This is a genomic window from Pseudomonas sp. MIL19, assembly GCF_028680365.1.
In the GTDB taxonomy this organism is placed as follows: Bacteria; Pseudomonadota; Gammaproteobacteria; order Pseudomonadales; family Pseudomonadaceae; genus Aquipseudomonas; species Aquipseudomonas spirodelae.
Genome location: NZ_JAPPVG010000007.1, coordinates 102389 through 121249 on the forward strand (window position 1 = coordinate 102389; position 18861 = coordinate 121249).

At 60.9% G+C, this 18861-nt stretch carries 21 protein-coding genes and 1 riboswitch; of the genes, 11 read left to right on the plus strand and 10 right to left on the minus strand.

Going from position 1 to position 18861, the window contains the following annotated elements; translation table 11 throughout:
- Positions 1-162 precede the first annotated feature (162 nt).
- Positions 163-1200: an NADP(H)-dependent aldo-keto reductase gene (locus N1078_RS07210; protein WP_274087524.1), complete on the plus strand. Its 1038-nt coding sequence runs from the start codon at positions 163-165 to the stop codon at positions 1198-1200.
- Between the two features lie 59 nt (positions 1201-1259).
- Here the strand turns inward: N1078_RS07210 and N1078_RS07215 are convergent, their stop codons facing one another.
- Positions 1260-2396, minus strand: coding sequence for an acyl-CoA dehydrogenase family protein (locus tag N1078_RS07215; protein ID WP_274087525.1), 1137 nt, complete (start codon positions 2394-2396; stop codon positions 1260-1262).
- Between the two features lie 240 nt (positions 2397-2636).
- Here N1078_RS07215 and N1078_RS07220 point away from each other — a divergent pair, with 240 nt between their 5' ends.
- Positions 2637-3542 carry a GlxA family transcriptional regulator gene (locus N1078_RS07220; protein WP_274087575.1) on the plus strand — a complete coding sequence of 302 codons (906 nt, stop codon included), beginning with the start codon at positions 2637-2639 and terminating at the stop codon, positions 3540-3542.
- 80 nt (positions 3543-3622) lie between these two features.
- On the opposite strand, the gene N1078_RS07225 is transcribed toward N1078_RS07220, so the two are convergent.
- The 3 genes from N1078_RS07225 to N1078_RS07235 all read right to left on the minus strand — a co-directional run bounded on the left by N1078_RS07225 (position 3623) and on the right by N1078_RS07235 (position 5014).
- On the minus strand, positions 3623-3799 hold the full coding sequence (locus N1078_RS07225; protein ID WP_274087526.1) for a DUF6435 family protein: 177 nt from the start codon (positions 3797-3799) through the stop codon (positions 3623-3625).
- A gap of 105 nt (positions 3800-3904) precedes the next feature.
- Entirely contained in the window at positions 3905-4531 is a 627-nt protein-coding gene (locus tag N1078_RS07230; RefSeq protein ID WP_274087527.1) for a 3'-5' exonuclease, read from the minus strand.
- Between the two features lie 3 nt (positions 4532-4534).
- Positions 4535-5014 carry an NYN domain-containing protein gene (locus N1078_RS07235; protein WP_274087528.1) on the minus strand — a complete coding sequence of 160 codons (480 nt, stop codon included), beginning with the start codon at positions 5012-5014 and terminating at the stop codon, positions 4535-4537.
- Positions 5015-5146: 132 nt separating this feature from the next.
- Between N1078_RS07235 and N1078_RS07240 the strand changes: the two genes are divergently transcribed.
- Positions 5147-5809, plus strand: coding sequence for a hypothetical protein (locus tag N1078_RS07240; RefSeq protein WP_274087529.1), 663 nt, complete (start codon positions 5147-5149; stop codon positions 5807-5809).
- A gap of 32 nt (positions 5810-5841) precedes the next feature.
- Here N1078_RS07240 and N1078_RS07245 read toward each other — a convergent pair whose 3' ends face one another.
- Complete coding sequence (locus N1078_RS07245; RefSeq protein ID WP_274087530.1) at positions 5842-6687, minus strand: SDR family oxidoreductase; 846 nt, start codon at positions 6685-6687, stop codon at positions 5842-5844.
- A gap of 35 nt (positions 6688-6722) precedes the next feature.
- Positions 6723-6962, minus strand: a complete 240-nt coding sequence (locus tag N1078_RS07250; protein WP_274087531.1) for a CDGSH iron-sulfur domain-containing protein — start codon at positions 6960-6962, stop codon at positions 6723-6725.
- A gap of 241 nt (positions 6963-7203) precedes the next feature.
- On the opposite strand from N1078_RS07250, the gene N1078_RS07255 reads away from it, so the two are divergent.
- On the plus strand, positions 7204-7947 hold the full coding sequence (locus N1078_RS07255) for a substrate-binding periplasmic protein (protein WP_274087532.1): 744 nt from the start codon (positions 7204-7206) through the stop codon (positions 7945-7947).
- A gap of 2 nt (positions 7948-7949) precedes the next feature.
- On the opposite strand, the gene hrpB is transcribed toward N1078_RS07255, so the two are convergent.
- Positions 7950-10490 carry an ATP-dependent helicase HrpB gene (gene hrpB, locus N1078_RS07260; protein WP_274087533.1) on the minus strand — a complete coding sequence of 847 codons (2541 nt, stop codon included), beginning with the start codon at positions 10488-10490 and terminating at the stop codon, positions 7950-7952.
- A 167-nt stretch (positions 10491-10657) separates the two neighbouring features.
- Between hrpB and N1078_RS07265 the strand changes: the two genes are divergently transcribed.
- The 5 genes from N1078_RS07265 (at position 10658) to N1078_RS07285 (ending at position 13740) form a co-directional block, all read left to right on the plus strand.
- Positions 10658-11077: a polyribonucleotide nucleotidyltransferase gene (locus tag N1078_RS07265; RefSeq protein WP_274087534.1), complete on the plus strand. Its 420-nt coding sequence runs from the start codon at positions 10658-10660 to the stop codon at positions 11075-11077.
- Positions 11078-11179: 102 nt separating this feature from the next.
- Positions 11180-12079, plus strand: a complete 900-nt coding sequence (locus N1078_RS07270) for a cation diffusion facilitator family transporter (protein ID WP_411912081.1) — start codon at positions 11180-11182, stop codon at positions 12077-12079.
- Between the two features lie 331 nt (positions 12080-12410).
- The gene (locus N1078_RS07275) at positions 12411-12890 is read left to right on the plus strand and encodes an Lrp/AsnC family transcriptional regulator (protein ID WP_274087536.1); all 480 of its coding nucleotides are present in this window, start codon (positions 12411-12413) and stop codon (positions 12888-12890) included.
- A gap of 179 nt (positions 12891-13069) precedes the next feature.
- Entirely contained in the window at positions 13070-13273 is a 204-nt protein-coding gene (locus N1078_RS07280) for a DUF2788 domain-containing protein (RefSeq protein WP_274087537.1), read from the plus strand.
- Between the two features lie 74 nt (positions 13274-13347).
- On the plus strand, positions 13348-13740 hold the full coding sequence (locus N1078_RS07285; protein ID WP_274087538.1) for a globin: 393 nt from the start codon (positions 13348-13350) through the stop codon (positions 13738-13740).
- On the opposite strand, the gene N1078_RS07290 is transcribed toward N1078_RS07285, so the two are convergent.
- Positions 13741-14373, minus strand: coding sequence for a pseudouridine synthase (locus tag N1078_RS07290; protein ID WP_274087539.1), 633 nt, complete (start codon positions 14371-14373; stop codon positions 13741-13743).
- 142 nt (positions 14374-14515) lie between these two features.
- On the opposite strand from N1078_RS07290, the gene ahr reads away from it, so the two are divergent.
- Positions 14516-15550, plus strand: a complete 1035-nt coding sequence (ahr, locus tag N1078_RS07295; RefSeq protein WP_274087540.1) for an NADPH-dependent aldehyde reductase Ahr — start codon at positions 14516-14518, stop codon at positions 15548-15550.
- Between the two features lie 57 nt (positions 15551-15607).
- On the plus strand, positions 15608-16048 hold the full coding sequence (locus N1078_RS07300; protein ID WP_274087541.1) for a GNAT family N-acetyltransferase: 441 nt from the start codon (positions 15608-15610) through the stop codon (positions 16046-16048).
- Positions 16049-16059: 11 nt separating this feature from the next.
- Here the strand turns inward: N1078_RS07300 and amn are convergent, their stop codons facing one another.
- Complete coding sequence (amn, locus tag N1078_RS07305) at positions 16060-17532, minus strand: AMP nucleosidase (protein WP_274087542.1); 1473 nt, start codon at positions 17530-17532, stop codon at positions 16060-16062.
- A gap of 359 nt (positions 17533-17891) precedes the next feature.
- Complete coding sequence (locus N1078_RS07310) at positions 17892-18572, minus strand: energy-coupling factor ABC transporter permease (RefSeq protein WP_274087543.1); 681 nt, start codon at positions 18570-18572, stop codon at positions 17892-17894.
- 54 nt (positions 18573-18626) lie between these two features.
- Positions 18627-18834: riboswitch (cobalamin riboswitch) on the minus strand.
- Between the last annotated feature and the right edge of the window lie 27 nt (positions 18835-18861).

Sequence of the window (18861 nt, forward strand, 5' to 3'; positions counted from 1 at the left end):
AAACAGGCGCTATCGGGGGCTCGGGTCAGCGCGTCCGTAATACGGCAAGATTCTTCGGCAGGCGGCGCATCACTTCCACTGCAGAAAGAGGTGCGCAATTATGCAGATTTCGCGGAGAATTTCAACACGCTTACGCCAACACATCGTTTTAAGGAGCTTGCAATGGATTATCGCCAACTCGGCCGCACTGATATCAAGGTCAGCAGCCTGTGCCTCGGCACCATGACCTGGGGCGAACAGAACAGCGCCGACGAGGGCATCGCCCAGATCGAACGCGCCAAGGCTTACGGCATAAATTTTATCGACACCGCTGAGATGTACCCGGTCCCGCCGCGCGCCGAAACCTTCAGCAAGACCGAACAAATCATCGGTGATTACTTCAAACAACGCGGAGACCGCGCTGACTGGGTGCTGGCCAGCAAGATTGCCGGCCCTGGCAACGGCATCAACCATATCCGTGACGGCCAACTCAAACACAACCGCGCGCACATCGTCGCCGCGCTGGATGCCAGCCTCAAGCGCCTACAGACTGACTGGATTGACCTCTACCAACTGCACTGGCCAGAGCGCCCAACCAATTACTTCGGCCAACTCGGCTATCACCACCAGGACAGTGAGTTCACCCCACTGGAAGACACCCTCGAAGCCCTCGACGAGCAGGTCAAGGCCGGTAAAATCCGCCATATCGGCCTGTCCAATGAAACCCCCTGGGGCACCATGAAATTTCTCCAGCTGGCTGAACAACGCGGCTGGCCGCGCAGCGTATCGATCCAGAACCCTTACAACCTGCTCAACCGCAGTTTTGAAGTGGGCTTGGCAGAAATCGCCATCCGCGAGCAGTGCGGCCTGCTGGCCTACTCGCCTCTGGCCTTCGGCATGCTCAGCGGCAAGTACGAGGGCGGCGCCCGCCCAGCTGACGCGCGGATCAGCCTATTCAGCCGCTTTACCCGCTACACCAACCCGGAATCGGAAAGCGCCTGCGCACGCTATGTCGCCCTGGCGCGCGAGCACGGCCTGGATCCGGCGCAAATGGCGCTGGCGTTTGTCACGGCGCAGCCGTTCGTCACCAGCAATATCATCGGCGCGACCAGCTTGGAGCAATTGAATAGCAACCTGGCCAGCAGCGAGCTGACACTTTCGGCCGAGGTCCTGGTGGGGATCGAGGCGATTCACAAAGCCCAACCCAACCCAGCGCCCTGATCGGCACAGCAGCACGAACAAGCCCGGCAATTGCCGGGCTCTTTTTATTCAGCAAACGATTACAGCGAACGCGCGATGATCTCTTTCATAATCTCGTTGGTGCCCGCATAAATGCGCTGCACCCGCGCATCAGCCCAGGCGCGCGCTACCGGGTATTCCCACATATAGCCGTAGCCGCCGTGCAGCTGCACGCACTCATCCAGCACCTTGCACTGCAGGTCGGTGCCCCAGTATTTGAGCATCGCCGCAGTCGGCACATCTAACTTGCCTTGCAGGTGCAGCTCCAGGCAGCGATCGACAAATACGCGACCGATTTGAATTTCCGTGGCCATTTCTGCCAATTTGAAACGGGTGTTCTGGAAGTCGCCAATCGCCTTGCCGAACGCCTTGCGCTCGCGGGTGTACTCCAGCGTCCACTGCAACGCCGCCTCGGCCGACGATAACGCCCCCACACCGACAGTCAGGCGCTCTTGTGGCAGCTCCTGCATCAGATAAGCGAACCCCATACCGGCCTGGCCCAACAGGTTTTCCTTAGGCACGCGCACATCCTGAAAGAACAGCTCGGAGGTGTCCTGCGCCTTCATCCCGACTTTTTCCAGGCGCTTGCCCTTGGAGAAACCCGGCGTATTGGCTTCCACCAAAAACAGACTGGTGCCCTTGGCGCCGGCTTTTGGGTCCGTTTTGGCCACGACAATCACAAGGTCAGCGAGAAAGCCATTGGTGATAAAAGTCTTCGAGCCATTGATCACATAATCGTCGCCATCCAGCACCGCTGTGGTTTTAACGCCCTGCAGGTCAGAACCGGCACCTGGCTCAGTCATGGCGATAGCGGTCACCATTTCACCGGATACCAACTTGGGCAGGTAATGCTGTTTTTGCGCCTCGCTGCCGTAATGCAGGATGTAAGGAGCAACGATGTCGGAGTGCAGCGAGAAACCGATGCCGGTCAGGCCCAGGCGCCCTACCTCCTCGATCACCACCGTGCTGTAGAGAAAATCCGCCGCCATGCCGCCGTACTCTTCAGGAAGATGCGAGCAAAGCATCCCCGCCTCCCCGGCCTTGTTCCACAGCGCACGATCGATGTGGCCATCCTTCTCCCACTGCTGATGGAATGGCACAGCTTCCCGCTCAAGAAACTTGCGCACACTGTCGCGAAACTGTTCGTGTTCAGGGCTGAAAATCGTTCTAGGGATCATGGCTACACCTACTGAGTGAGTCGTTTTTAGCATGGCCTCGACTTTAGCCAAGCAAACGCTTGGTCACACTGGACACAAGCGCCAATAAATAAGACGATCCAGCCAGCTCATGACCACTTAGCCCCTATAAGAACAATATTTATGTTGATTTCGTCACCAGCGCCGCTGCACCGCGTCAGCATCCTGGCCACCGAAGGCGTATTTGCCTCGACGCTGATGCAAGCCAAGGATTTCTTCCACATGGCCAGCCTGCGCTACGGCAAACAGCAAGGCCTGGGCCTGACGCCGACCTTCGAGATCCACCTGGTCAGCCCCGACGGTCTGCCGGTGCGCAGCTTCAGCGATGTACTGATCCCAGTCGATGGCGCACTGGAAGATGCCGACGTGATCATTCTGCCGGCCTTCTGGGATGACTTCGACGCGCTGTGCCAGCGCCATCCGCAGGTGCTCAGCTGGCTCAAACAGCGCCATGCTGCCGGCAGCGTGATTTGCGGCGAAGCCACCGGCGTATTTTGGATGGCCCAGGCCGGCCTGCTCGACGGCAAGGAAGCGACCACTTACTGGCGGTTTTTTAACGAGTTCACCGAGCGCTTCCCCAGGGTGCTGCTCAACCAAGAGAAACACCTGTCCGATGCCGACAACCTGTACTGCGCCGGCGGTACCACCTCGGCCTGCGACTTGTACATCTACTTAATCGAGCGCTTCTGCGGCGCTAACGTAGCCCAGGGCGTGGCCCGCGACATCCTCTATGAAGTGCAACGCAACTACGCCCCCGGGCGCATTGGCTTTGGCGGGCAGAAGTTGCACCACGACATGACGATTCTGCAGATCCAGCAGTGGCTGGAAGGTCACTTCGCCGACAAATTCCGTTTCGAGGATGTCGCCCGCGAACACGGCATGAGCATTCGCAATTTTATGCGGCGTTTTCAGACGGCCACGGGCGATAAACCTCTGCATTACCTGCAGCGCCTGCGCATCGAAACGGCCAAAGGCCTACTCAGCGCCACCCGCAAAAGCATCAAGACCATCAGCTATGAGGTGGGCTACGACGATGCCAGCTTCTTCGCCCGGCTATTCCGCCAACACACAGAGCTATCACCCAACCAGTACCGCCGGCAGTTCCAACACAAGGACAGCCACGCATAAGGTCGCCGCTCAACGCTCAGACTGAACACCGCCAAAACGCAAAAGGCTGCCCAGGGCAGCCTTTTTCATTCCCCCAACAGTCAGGGTTTATCGCGTTCCAGCGGCTCAAGCTGAACCCACAACGCCTGCGCCTCTTCGCTCAGCGTGGCGTAACTGCGGATATCGCCGTTGCGTTGAGCCTGCATGGCTTCTTCCAACTTGGCGCTGTATTGCTTGCGCAACTTCTTTGCGGGATCGCTTTTAAACAAACCAAACATGCTTGATGCCTCTGCTGAGAAACGCCGAGATAAGCGTTTGCTCAGCTTAATTCAGTCCCGCACACAACTCGGCACCCAGATGTAACAAGGTACGAAGGCGTCACTTCAGCCACGCGCGTGATCGCGTATTTTCTGCAACGCCTGAGACATCTTGGCCGCCGGCACTCGCTGCAGATTACACAGCAGCTCATGGGAAATATCGGCTATGCCATGACGCTCACGCAGCAGCGCCGCCATAAAGCAGGTCAGGTTGGCGGCCATCTCCGCATCGGCCAGCGCCCGGTGCGCCTGGCCGGTATCCGGCAAGCCCGCCCAGCGGTTGAGATTGCCCAGTTTGTGGCTCGGTGCCATCGGTAACAGGCGACGCGACAACAACAGTGAACAGGCAAACGGCTGCACCCGCTGACGACGAATCAGCGCCAGCTCGGCATCCCAGAACTTCTGGTCGAAGCTGGCGTTGTGCGCCAGCAACGGGCGATCGCCGACAAACGCCGCCACCTCCTGCATCACCTGCGCGGCAGGCGGTGCCGTGCGCAACATGGCATTGCTAATACCGGTGAGCTGCTCGATAAAGGGCGGCACCCAGGCACCGCTGTTCATCAGGCTTTGATAACGAGCGACGATCTGCCCGCCCTCGACTATCACCACCCCGATCTCAGTTGCGCGGGCCTGCTGAGCAGGCGACATGCCAGTGGTTTCGAAGTCGAGTACCGCGATGGAATCTGCAAGCATTGATCAGTTTCTCAGCAACAAGCTGCCTTCAATCGGCACATAACGGCTCGCCGCGCGCACCAGCGATTGCGCAGTCAGGCCCGGCACGCCATAGGCGACAGCCTCGACACCATGACTGCTGCGAATTTTCTCCAGCAGCAGGTCGAAATCACCATCACCCGAGGCCAGCACCACCCCATCGACACGCGGCGCGGCGTCCATGATGTCGATGGTAATGCCCACATCCCAATCACCCTTGGCCGAGCCATCGCTGCGTTGGATATAGGGTTTGAGTTTGACGGTAAAACCGAGGTTGCGCAGGATCTGCTGAAACTGCTGCTGCTTCTGATCACCGCGATCGATGGCATAGGCGTAAGCCTCGACAATCTGCCCGTGCTGGCTGATATCAGCCCACAACGCGGCGTAATTGAAGTGGCAACCATAGGCCTGGCGCACGGTGTAATAGAGGTTCTGTACATCGGCGAATACGGCGATCTTCTTCACCGGCAATCCTCATAACAGGGCAATAAGCGCCGGGCAGTATGCCTGAAGATCAATGCAGGCAGCGCCGGCATCAATTGGAGGCCCTGGAGCAATCGGCTAAAGTGGCGGCTGCCTTCCTCAACGCGGCCCATCATGAACCTGTTCTTTGTATTGCGTGACGCCTGGTATTTCTTCACCCACAACCTGGCGGCGATTACCCGCCTGTGCCTGCCGTTGATCGTGCTCGAAGGCTTGCTGCTGCAACAGGTCAGCGGCTTAGTCGCAGCCGAGTCTGCAGCGCTCTGGCGCCTGCTCGCCGGCCTGTTGTTCTACCCGCTCTACAGCGCCGCGCTGATTTTGTTTCTCGATGCACGCAGCCAAGGCGTGCAACCACCTGCCCGCGACCTGCTCGCCGCAAGCCTGCGCCTGTGGCCAAGCTTTGCTGTACTGGCAGGGCTCAACACCCTGGCTATTTTGCTTGGCGCATCGTTATTTGTGCTGCCGGGGCTCTGGCTGATGGTCAAACTGGCGTTTGCCGAGTACCTGTTGGTCCTGCGTGGCCTGGGCCCAATGAAAGCGCTGCATACAAGCTTCGAGATGAGCAGCGGTTATTTCTGGCCCATGCTCGGCTGCATCCTGATTGTCATGCTGCCGCTGTGGCTGCTCGACGGCTGGAGTCAGTCCAACGCGCTCATCGCCAACAATGCCCTGGCCAGCCTATTACTGGACTGCACCAGCCGCTTTCTCCAGCTGTTTTCCAGCGTCGTGCTATTTCGCCTGTTTATGCTGCGCAGCAGCCAGCCCGATATCGAGTGATGTGGCAAAACCTGAACGCGGCGTGCCTGGCATCAGGAGCGCCCCGCGCGCTGAGGTTTCAGGCCAGACAAGCGCGGCAACAGCACGCGCTCAAACACCCGCGGGAAGAACCGCGCCAGCACCCGCGCGCGCCAGTCGACATTCGACAACACCAACAGACGCCGACGCTTCAGCGCGCCCTGATAAATCGCCTCGGCGACATCCTGCGCTGACGCCACCTTGCCCATCGCCAACGGCGGCTGCGCCGCCACCGAGCCATCGCCAACCAAGGCATTCTTGCGCAGATCGGTGGCCGTAAAACCCGGGCACACCAGCATCACATTGACCCCGGAGCCTTTCAGCTCATAACGCAGGGTTTCAAACAATCCATGCAGCGCATGCTTGCTGGCGTTGTAGGCGCTGCGATAGAGCAGCGGCGCAAAACCCGACAGCGAACTGAGCACGATGATCTGCCCGCCACGGGCGATCAGGCTAGGCAGCGCGGCCTTGGTGCAATGCAACGCACCAAAATAATTGACCGCCATAATCCGCTGGAACACCGCCAGCTCGGTGTCGGCAAAACTGCTGCGGTGAGTGACCCCGGCGTTATTGACCAACACATCAACACCGCCAAAACGCTCAACAGTCAGGGCCATCGCCCGCTCCACCGCCACGGCATCCGCAACATCACAGAGCACGCCCAACGCCTCGGCGTTGTGGTGATCCGCCAGGTGCTGCACTAGGCTGTCGAGCGCCTGCTGCTGCAGGTCAAAAATCACCAGACGCGCCCCGGCCTGGGCCAAGCGAATGGCCAAGGCCCGGCCGATGCCGGCACAGCCACCGGTAATCAGCACAACCTTGCGGTCGAATACTTTATTGGCGAACACCTTGCGGTACATAACCTGCCACCAACCCCGTTACGGCAAAGTCCTTACTACAACCTGTTATGGCTGCCATCGCAACAGGGCGGCGTTTGCGTGTGCTTGCAGCCACAGAAGTACAGGGTCGCGTCTTCGTCCGCATGGTATTTCAGCGGGGTAAAAGCACTGCCTTTATGCTGCCCATCACAAAAAGGCTGCGAAGCGCTGCGCCCGCATCGGCACCAGAAATAATCCTGGCCGGCGGTGACTGTAACCGCATAAGGGTTACGTTGGGCAATCGTTGGCGTTTCCATAAAACCTCCCAGGCAAAGGGGCATGCGCTGCCGACATTCACCAGCGGCATGCTCGTTCGCTCAGCATAGTTCACCCCTTAATACCCCCGTGCAGAGCGCTAATCACGTACGAGCGTTACCGGCCATGAACTAAGGTTTGCAGTATTGCGCTAGACAACAGCGCCAGCAGTTAGCCATACTCGCCATATGTGACAGTTTTATAACGAAAAGACGGCAGATAGCCGCAATACGTAATCACTTAATGCCACGATCTCTCTGCCTTGCGCTGTTCGCAGCGTTCTTCTGCGGGCTTAGCCACGCTGCCACCACCAACGACACCCGGCCGTTGGTGCAGGTCGGTTATTACGAATTTCCACCCTACTCCTACACCGACAGTCAGGGGCTTCCCAAGGGCACCATCCTGCAACTGAGTAAACGCCTGCTGGAGCATGCTGGGTACCGTGGCGAGTTCCGCTCCTACCCCAGCGCGCGTCTTTACAACGCCCTGCAGGATGGCAGCGTGCAGGTTTGGCCTGGGGCACCGGGTAAAGTGGAGCTGCGCGAACACACCCTAGAGGCCCGCACCCAGCTAAGCGAAATCATCCTCAACCTGTATTTTCGCCACGACACCCTGATGCCGCGCCTGCCTGAAGACCTCAAAGGCCGCGGAGTGATCATGATCAGTGGCTACACCTACTGGCAGCCGATCAACCAGATGCTCAACGACCCGCAGCTGGCCGTAGAGCAACACCGCACCGGCACCCACACCGCCGCACTGGAAATGCTTCAGCGGCGTCGTGGTGACTTCCTCCTCGACTATCAGACCCCAGTGGAGCAGGCGCGCAAACGCCTGGGTATGCCCGAGCTGCCGTATGTGGAGCTGCAGCGTATTCCACTGAAATTGATCGTCTCCAGCCACGCGCCAGGGGCCGAAGCGCTGCGTGATGCACTGGATCGCGCCTATGAAGAGTTGCAGGCTGCTGGCGAGAACCTACGCCTGCCTTAAACCTACTTACGCGGCTTAGCTCGCGCAGTGGGTTCTGCAATCAAGGGATCATCCGGCCAGTAATGCTTGGGGTACCTGCCTTTTAAATCCTTCTTCACTTCGGCATAGGTGCTGCGCCAGAAGTTGGCCAGATCCTGAGTCACCTGCACCGGCCGCCGCGCCGGCGATAGCAGGTGCAACTTGACCACCTGGCGGCCGCCGGCAATGCGCGGCGTATCGGCCAAGCCAAACAACTCCTGCAAGCGCACCGCCAGCACCGGTGGGTGCTCGTTGTAATCCAGGCTAATGCGCGAGCCGGAAGGCACCTGCACACTGCGCGGCGCCAGCTCATCCAGGCGCTGCGGCAACGGCCAGGGCAACAGATTAAGCAGCAGGCTGGGCAAGTCCAGATTGGCGAAATGGCTGAGCCGGGTGACGTTATCCAGATAGGGCTGCAGCCAGCCTTCCAGCGTCGCCAGCAAGGCGGCATCACTGACATCCGGCCACTCGCTGGCGTCTTTGCTGGCCATATCCAGCCCGCGCAGCAGGGTCACCCGCGCTTGCCATTGGCGCAGCTCTGGCGTCCAGGGCAGCAGCGCCAAGCCCTTACGTCGCACCAACCCCAGCAAGGCAAGGCTGCGTTGCTGGGTAGTGAGGCCTGTGAGCGGCTCACGCGACAGCACCAGTTCACCGACCTTGCGCTGGCGCTCGGCGCGCAGGGCGCCTTCGCGTTCATCCCAATCCAGCACGTCCAGGTTGCTGACCTGCTCGGCCAGCACGCCCTCGAACAGCTGCGATTCCAGCTCGGCGGCCAGGTAAATGCGCTCTTCACGCTGGCCCTGACGACTGCCCAGGTCAGCCACCACCAGCCAACTGTGCTTCATCAGCCCATCGACCTCGGCAAACAGCGCCGCCCGGCCATTGGCCAGGCGATATTCCGCGCCACCGGCACGGCGCTGCTGAGCGATCCGGTCCGGGTAGGCAAAAGCCAGCAACGCACCGAGCCAGCGTGGATGCTCAGGATCACTGACTGCCTGCGGGCTGGGCCTGTGCTTGAGATAACCCTGAATCTGCCGAGCCAATTGCCGGGCCCGCTGCACGCCGCCTCGGGCGGCGTTCCGCTGGGCGCCAGGCGTCTCCCCAGCCAGGAGGGCCAGCCGACTGTGCAGATCAGCCCCCGCGCCACGCAGAATGTCGCGCTCGCCGAGCAAGGCTGCCAGATCACAGGCCAATGGCCCCAGGCCCAGCGCCTGACCGCGCAGCAGTAGATGAGCGATGCGTGGATGAGTCGGCAGTTCGGCCATCGCCTGACCGTGAGCGGTCAGTTTGCCCAGAGCATCCACCGCACCCAGCCGCCCCAACAACTCCAACGCCTGGGCATAGGCGGCTGCAGGGGGCGGATCCAGCCAAACCAGCTCGGCCGGCTGCACGCCCCAGCGCACCAGCTGCAGCGCCAGCCCGGCGAGGTCGGCTTGGAGCATTTCCGCCGTGCCATAAGCGGCCAATTGTTCGTGCTGCGCCTGCGACCATAAGCGGTAACACACGCCCGGCTGCAAACGCCCCGCCCGGCCGCCACGCTGAGTGGCAGAAGCGCGAGAAATGCGCTGGGTATCCAGGCGCGTCATGCCACTGTTCGGATCAAATCGCGGCACCCGCGCCAGCCCAGCATCGATCACCACCCGCACGCCATCGATGGTCAGGCTGGTCTCGGCGATATTGGTCGCCAGCACCACCTTGCGCAGCCCGGCAGGCGCCGGTTCGATGGCCGCACGCTGGGCACTGAGGTCCAGTTCGCCATGCAGCGGACAGAGCAAAATATCGCGACGGCCGGACAGCGCTTCGGCCAGTTGCTCATTGACCCGGCGAATCTCCGCCTGCCCCGGCAGAAACACCAGCACGCTGCCCGGCTCATCGGCCAATGCCTGCAACACCGTCTGCAGCACTTTCGGTTCCAGCCACTCGCCCGCCTGCCAGGGCGCGCCCCAGCGGATATCCACCGGGAACATGCGCCCTTCGCTGCGCAGCACCGGGGCATCACCGAGTAAACCGGCCAGCCGCTCGCCCTCCAGGGTCGCCGACATCAGCAGCACCTTCAGCGGCAACTCGCCGGAGTCCGCGCCGCGGAACATCGCCCGGCCATTCAGGCACAACGCCAGCGCCAGGTCAGCGTCCAAATTGCGCTCATGGAATTCGTCAAAGATGACCAGGCCAACGCCTTCCAGCGCCGGGTCGTCCTGCAGGCGCCGCGCCAGGATGCCTTCGGTGACCACTTCAATACGGGTACGCGGGCCGACCTTGCTGTCCAGGCGAATGCGATAACCCACGGTGTCCCCCACCGCTTCACCCAGCTCACTGGCTAGCCGCTCAGCTGCAGCCCGCGCCGCTAGCCGCCGCGGCTCAAGCATGATGATGGTTTGCCCGGCCAGCCAGGGCTGCTGCAACAGCGCCAGCGGCACGCGGGTGGTCTTGCCGGCGCCGGGTGGCGCCTCCAGCACCGCCTCGTCACGCTGGGCCAGGGCCGCACACAACTCAGGCAGCAAAACATCGATAGGCAGGGAATTCATGCGGGCTCCATTCAAGGCGCACGATTATAACGGCGAACCTGTAAGGCATTGCTGCTGTCTGAGCTACAGCCATTGCCCCGGACTAAATGCAGCCGCGACACCTGATGCAGCGGTATTGCGCGGAGGGCATTGCTATAGTTGCGCCACTTTTCCCTAGGAGATGCTCAATGCGTACCAAGACCCGTGTGATCGGCAGCCTGCTCATCGCCGCGCTGTTCACCCAACTGACCGCCTGCGGCACCTTGTTCTACCCAGAGCGACGCGGCCAGATCGAAGGCCGCATCGACCCAGCGGTCGCCGCAATGAATGCTATTGGCATCCTCTTTTTTGTATTGCCCGGGCTGATCGCCTTCGCGATCGACTTTACCACCGGCGCGATTTACCTACCCGGCGGACAATCGGCTCAACTTGCACCTGAAGACTTGCAACAGGTAGTCGATGCCAACGGCAAGGTTGATCCGCTCAAGCTCAAGGCGCTGATCGAAGTGCAGACCGGCCATAGCCTGCCCCTGAATGACCCACGCCTGACTCAACACAGTGGCAACGTCGAGCAACTGGCCGCTTACGGCCTGCGTCCGGCCGCCTAAACCGCAGCCGCACAGCTGCGCTTAGCTTGTTTCGCGTAAATCTGGCAGAACGCCCAGCACCTTGGATAGCCCGTGAACATATCGCTGCCCCATGCCCGCCTGATGCGCCTGGCGACCTTCGCCGCATTGGCAACTGCACTCACCCTGGCGCTGGCCAAAGCCATTGCCTGGTGGCTCAGCGGCTCGGTGAGCCTGCTGGCAGGCCTGACCGACTCGTTGCTCGACGGCGCTGCCTCACTGCTCAACCTGATTGCTGTGCACTACGCCTTGCGGCCGGCTGATGAGGACCATCGTTACGGCCACGGCAAGGCCGAAGCGCTTGCCGGCTTGGGTCAGGCCCTGTTTATCGGGGCCAGCGCAGTGCTGGTAGGTAGCCACGCCATCGATCGCCTGCTGCACCCTGAGCCGATTGGCGCGCCCGCCCTGGGCATTGCGGTGATGCTGCTGTCACTGGCGATGACCGTTGCCCTGTTGCTGTTTCAACACCATGTTGTCCGCGAAACCGGCTCCACGGCGATTCGTGCTGACTCGCTGCACTACCGCTCGGACCTGCTCCTTAACAGCAGCATCCTGTTGGCACTGCTGCTGGCCAGTTACGGCTGGCCACAACTGGATGCGCTCTTCGGTATCGGCATTGCCCTGTATATCTTCTGGAGCGCCGTCAGCATCGCCCGCGAAGCCGCGACAGTATTGATGGACAAAGAACTCGACCCGCAGATCAGCGCGCAGATGCATGCACTGGCCTGTGCGGTGCCCGGTGTATTGGGCGTGCATGATTTACGCACGCGGCTGTCTGGTACACACTGGTTCGTCCAGCTGCATGCGGAGCTACCTGGCGAGCTAAGCCTGCAGCAGGCACACCACCTCTGCGAGCAGGTTGAAGCGGCGATTCGCAGCGAGTTTCCGCGGGCTGAAGTGCTGGTACATGCCGACCCCAGCAGCGTGGTCAAAGCGCCGCAACAAGGCTCGCCAGCCGCTGCTGGTCAGCAGCCAAGCGCTTGACGCAATAGAAAGCCAGGCACAAAAAAGGGAGGCCTGCAGGCCTCCCTTTTTTGCGTGTCCGTCATTGTGGCGATGATAACGCCTTTTCTTCGCCTGCCTGATTGGGCAGTGCGGACCCGGGTGCCGTGACGATCCGGTGGGATCGGCGGCGACCGCTCACCTGATTGGGCGAGGCGGCTGGACGTATCGTCCGGGCCTTGAAGTTGAGGTAAAGCTTACGCCTGCCGACGCAGTGAAAGATTGCGAACATTGCTAACATAACCACCACTTGCGCAATTAATCACTGCAAGCGCATCATTCAGCACAATCTAATAACGAAAGCATCGCAAAGATGAACAGACTTGATCGTTACGACCTGAATATCCTCGCCGAATTGCAGCGCGACGCCACGCTGTCCAACCAGGACCTAGCCGAACGCATCGGCCTATCGCCCTCGCCCTGTTCGCGCCGAGTCAAACAGCTTGAAGACGACGGTTATATCCTCGGCCAGGTCGCCCTGCTCGACCGCAAACAGCTCGGCTTAACGCTAACGGCCTACGTGCTGATCGGCATGGACAAACACACCCCGGAGCGCTTCGAGCATTTTCAGGAAGAAATCCGCAAATGCCCGCAGGTGCTCGAATGCTGCCTGGTCACCGGGATGGACGCGGACTATCAGCTCAAAGTGGTGGTGCCGGACATGGATCACTACCAACAATTGCTACTGGGCACGCTGACCCGTATCGAGGGCGTATCCAGTGTGCGCTCCAGCTTTGTGCTGCAGCAGATCCTTTCCAGCACCCAACTGCCATTACAACACCTGCGAACCTGATCTCGTTCTGCGAGTAAACGCACATCGCGGCACAGCCACGCAACGGCGTATAATCGCCGGCTTGCTGCTGTGCCTTGTGCGACCCGCCCATAAGAGCCTCGCGCTCACACTATAAAAATGCATCGCCCACCTCCCGCCCTAGCTGGCGGCACAGTCTGTTTTTGCCAAACGAGGTTGCGATGGAAACCGAGCTGTTTGAAGAACTGATGATGACCGTCCTAGTTGGCGGCCTGGTGTTGTTTATGGCGTTTATCGTCTGGGACCTGGCGAAGAAATCCAAGGCCGGACGCTTCGGTACCATGATCCTGTTCCTCGCCCTGGGCCTGGGCGTACTGGGTTTTCTCATCAAATCTTTCGTCATTGCAGGCCTGGAAGGCGTCTAACCGCCCCAGCCCTACTCAATTGACTCACGGCTGCATAGTCATGCGGCCTGGACAGCCTTTTATCTGGAGAAAACATGAAAGCCACCGACCGCGTGATGCAAAGCTATGGCCGCTGCTGCGCCAGCCCGGATTTTTTCGACAGCTTTTACCGGCACTTCCTTGCCAGCTCGTCAGAGGTGCGTGAGAAATTCGTCAACACCGAAATGAGCGGGCAAAAGTTGCTCTTGCGTCAGGGCATTCTCAACCTGGTGATGCACGCACGCGGCCTGCCGGATACCAAGCTGCGCGCACTCGGCTGCAGCCATTCACGCGCGGCCATGGACATTCGCCCAGGACTGTATGACCTGTGGCAACAAGCGCTGCTGGTGACCATTGGCGAGCATGATCCGCAATACTGCAGCGAAACCCGTAGCGCCTGGAATGAAGTCCTCGACAAGGGCATTGCCGTGATCAAAGCCGGCTACTGATCACTCCAGGCGGGGCGCGACTTCACGCCATTGCCCAGGCTGCAAGCCCTCTAGACTGAACGGGCCGATACGCACCCGCACCAAGCGCAAGGTCGGCAAACCAACGGCGGCAGTCATGCGCCGCACCTGGCGATTACGCCCCTCGCGAATCACCAACTCCAGCCAGGCCGTCGGAATGCTTTTGCGAAAGCGCACCGGCGGGTTGCGCTCCCACAGCTGCGGCTCATCTAGCAGGCGTGCTTCGGCTGGCAGTGTGGGCCCGTCATTCAATTGCACGCCATCGCGCAGCTGCTGCAACTGCGCCTCACTCGGCTCACCTTCCACTTGCACCCAGTAGGTTTTTGCCAGCTTGTGCTTGGGGTCGGCAATCCTGGCCTGTAGCCCGCCATCATTGGTCAGCAACAGCAGCCCTTCGCTGTCGCGGTCCAGACGGCCAGCCGGATAGACGCCGGGCACATCGACAAAATCCTTGAGGGTGGCGCGGCCCTGCTCGTCGTTGAACTGGGTCAGCACATCGAACGGCTTATTCAACAGCAATAACCGCGGCTCGGCCGGCGGCGCCTTGGCTACTCGGCGAACAGCCGGTTTGCCGGTGGGACGACGCGGTGAGGCGGGGCGAGGCGGACGCGACATAGGTAATCCAGGTAAACCGTACAAGGCGACCAGTGTAACCGAGGCCGCCGTACAACTATCAGCCAGACTTATGCAGGCGCACGCCCTCGGTAGACCCGGCTATGCTGGCTGGGTCCTGTTCTCCGCACCGAGGCTAATTGTCATGAGTTCGTCCGATTCGATTGTCGATACCTTTACCGGCTGGGCTGCCAAAGCCCCTGGCGCCGCCCTCGAACAGTTCAGCTACGACCCCGGCCCACTGGGCGCTGAAGAAGTCGAAGTGGCGGTGGAGTATTGCGGCATCTGCCATTCCGACCAGTCGATGATCGACAACGAATGGGGCAATGCCCGCTACCCCTTTATCCCCGGCCATGAAGTGGTTGGCACCATCGTCCGCCTCGGCGAACAAGCGCGTGGCCTGAAGCTCGGCCAGCGCGTGGGCATCGGCTGGTACAAGGGCAGCTGCATGCATTGCAGCTCGTGCATGGAAGGTGCGCACCAACTCTGCGGCACGGTGAAACCGACGATTGTCGGCAGTAACGGCGGTTTTGCCGACCGTTTGCGCAGCCACTGGGCCTGGGCGCTGCCGCTGCCGGACGGCCTTGACCCGGCCCTGGTCGGCCCGCTGTTCTGCGCCGGCTCCACGGTGTTCAGCCCGCTATTGGATTTCGACGTAAAACCCACCGACAAGGTCGGCGTGGTTGGCATCGGTGGTCTCGGCCACTTGGCGCTGGGCTTCTTGAATGCCTGGGGTTGCGAAGTCACCGCTTTCACCTCGTCCTTGAGCAAGCAGGATGAAGCCAAGCGCTTGGGCGCACACAACGTAGTCGCTTCCACCGACAGCGCTGCGCTGAAAGCGATTGCCGGCAGCCTGGACTTCCTGCTGGTAACGGCCAGCGCTGACCTGGACTGGAACGCCATGATTGGCACCCTGCGTGGCAAAGGCCGGCTGCACTTTGTCGGCATCGTGCCCAGCGCGATTCCGGTGCATGTGTTTAACCTGATTCCCAAGCAGAAGAGCCTGTCCGGCTCGCCCGTTGGCTCGCCGGCCAACATGGCGAAAATGCTCGAATTTTGCGCCCGCCATCAGATCCTGCCGCAGGTCGAACACTTCCCCATGAGTAAGGTCAACGAGGCCATCGACCACCTGCGCGCCGGTAAAGCGCGTTACCGCGTGGTGCTCGACGCCAGCAAGTGACAGCCGGGGTAAATCAGCCGCATGATTTGCCCCTTTTTTACCGCCTCATGAGCCCCCATGCCGTACCCGATCGAAACACCCAGTACCACCGACTTCCCGCGCCTGCTTGAGGTATGGGAAGCCGCCGTACGCGCCACCCATGACTTTCTCGAAGAGCACGACATTCAGCTGCTCAAACCCTTACTGATTGGGCAGTACTTCCCTCAGGTTCAGCTCAGCTGCATCCGTGGCGAGGATGGCAATATCAGCGGGTTTCTCGGCTATGCCGAGGGCAAGGTAGAAATGCTTTTCGTCGACCCACTGAGCCACGGCACAGGCGTTGGTCGCGCACTGCTCAAGCATGCAGTGACGCATCTGAGCGCGACGCAAGTGGACGTCAACGAACAGAACCCCAAAGCACTGGGGTTCTACCTGAGTCAGGGCTTCGTGGTGGACCGCCGCTCACCGCTGGATGACGGCGGGCGGCCCTTCCCGATTTTTCATCTACGCCTGAGCTGACGCCTGTTGCATCAACGAAACGGCGGCTCATCAAAGCTGCGCAGCTTGCGCGAGTGCAGCGAGTTGAGCTGGTTACGCAGCAGGTCCAGGGCGGTGATACCGATGTGCAGGTGCTGGGTCACCGCGCGCTCGTAGAACGCCCCGGCCGCGCCCGGCAACTTGATCTCGCTGTGCAGCGGTTTATCCGAGACACACAGCAAGGTGCCGTAGGGCACCCGCAGGCGATAGCCTTGCGCGGCGACGGTGCCGCTTTCCATGTCCACTGCCACGGCGCGCGACAGGTTGATCAGCGGCCGTTCCTGCGCCCAGCGCAACTCCCAGTTACGGTCGTCGTAGGTCAGCACGGTGCCGGTGCGCAGGCGCTTCCTCAATTCATCACCCTCTTCACCCGTCACCTGTCGCGCCGCCGCCTGCAATGCCTGCTGCACTTCGGCCAGGGCCGGCAGGGGAATATGCGGCGGCAATACGCGGTCGAGAATGCCGTCGCGGCGCATGTAGGCGTGAGCCAGCACGTAATCGCCGATGGTTTGCGACTGCCGCAGCCCGCCGCAGTGGCCGATCATCAGCCAACAATGCGGACGCAGCACGGCTAGGTGATCGGTGATGTTCTTCGCGTTGGAGGGCCCGACGCCGATATTGACCAGGGTGATGCCGTGACCATCATCCGCCTGCAGGTGATAGGCCGGCATCTGGTAACGGTGCCAGATGACATTCTCGATAATCGCCTGCATTTCGCCTTCGGCCATGCCGCGCTGGATCACCACATTGCCCGGCAGCACCATACGGGTGAACCGCGACTCACCGACCAGCATGTCCAGACCATGGCGGATAAATTGGTCAACATAGCGGTGGTAGTTGGTCAGCAGAATCCACGGCTGTACATGGCGCCAGTCGCTGCCGGTGTAATGCACCAGACGACGCAGAGAGAAGTCCACCCGCGCAGCATCGAACAGCGCCAGCGGCAGCGGGTCGGTGTTTTCCCAGTCATACAAACCGTCGGCGGTGCCATCGGTGGCCGCAGACAAGTCGGTACTGGGAAATACCCGCGCCAACTCGGCTGCCGTCACCCCGGAGCCGGCCAGCTCATCGCCCTGCTCCACCACATAAGGGTAAGGAATATTCTGCTGGCTGACGCCCACCTCGACCTTCACGGTGAAGTCATTCATCAGCGGGCACAACTGCTCCAGCAGGTACTTACGGAACGCCGCCGGATGAGTCACGGTGACGCTGTAGGTGCCGGGCACCTGCACCTTGGCATAGGCGCGCACCGTGGTCGGCGCCTCGCCCTGACAGAGGTAGGTCAGGCGCAACTCGGGATAACGGAACTGGCACTGCTCAGCGGCGTCGGGCTTGATGCGCTCTTTCAAGTAGCGCTTAAGCGCCGCACTCAAGCCACTAGTCGCGTGCAGATGCAGGGCGGCCAGTCGATCCACCGCCTCTTCAGCGGTATTGGCAACAATAAAGTCATCGGAACAAGGGTTCACAAGGCACCTTCCTGGCTGAACAGAATGGCTCTATCTTGCCCTGATACGCGGCACGGGCGATAGCGCGGCGTTGCCTGCGCAGGCAGGCTACTTGAGCAGCGCCTGCAAGTTCTTGAGCAGCGGTTATGGGGGCAGCGCGCCAGCGGGTCACGTGCCCGGCATACCCATGGGGCAAACCAAGCAACCAGCACCGCCAACGCGCAGCAACTGCGCCAGGTATTAAGCCGCGCGGCGCGTTTTACCACACTCCAAGGCAGCCTTAACTGGCAGGCGATCACTGTTCAGCCTAGGGCTAAGCTGCGCATCAGCAGCCCGTCCGGGCCACTGAAGCGCAACTCCAGCAAGCTGGCAGGGACTGATCAGGCTGGCTGGTGCAGGCGTGTATTGAACAGCGGAGCGCGGCTATAACCAGAGAACGCCTTGGCAGCGGCCAGCACGCCAAGGTCGACCAGTGGCTCGATCAGGATCACGCTCATATAGGCCAGACCGAAGCTGCCTACTGCCACCAGGTTCTCGCCGGAGAAACCGTTGCCATAGACCGCCCAGAAAGCCACCCAGGCAACGATGCCACCCTGATAGGCCGTCGACAGTGCCAGGGCCTGCTTGTAGGAGAGGTCCACATAGGCGGTGCCCGGCGCGATGATGCGCTTGGCCAGCAGGTGGATGCCGAATAATGGCAGCAGCAAGGTCGTGACGTTCATGCCGTATTGCGGCAGGTCAAACTGCGCGAACAGCAGACCCTGCAGCAGCAGACCAAGCGACAGACCGACAGCCGTTGCACCCGCGCCGAACAGCAGCAACAGGGTCGAGCCGAGGATCAGGTGCACCTCGGAAACGCCCACCGCCTGATGCGGGAAGACTTCGAAGAAACAGAACACCAACGCAGTGGTCAGCAGGCTACGCAAGGCCAGAGCGGCAACGCCGCCGTTACTGCGGATGCTGTCGAAGGCAAGTTTGGCCGTGAGGCCAAGGGCACCTGCGGCGGTGGCATAACTGAGGAAGAGTTTGGCGCCAGTAACAACTTCGGGTTCGATGTGCATAGAGATTCCTGTACCGCGCCCACCGCGCGATGATCTGGATTGAGGGATTGGGCATCGTGCCCGGCGTCGATGGCAGGTCTCCTGGCTCACGGCTTAATACTTCACCCGCCTTCCCAACCTTGCGGCCAGTGGCATATGGGCGTCGCTCACCGTTTACAGTTGCGGGGGCAGCCATGGCTTCGGTACGTGTTGCTGTACCCACCATGTTCCCTTTTCATCCACTCGCGTAACACGCTGCGGAACCATCGGCGGCCACCTTACCCGGCTGCACGCAGAAATGACAGAACCC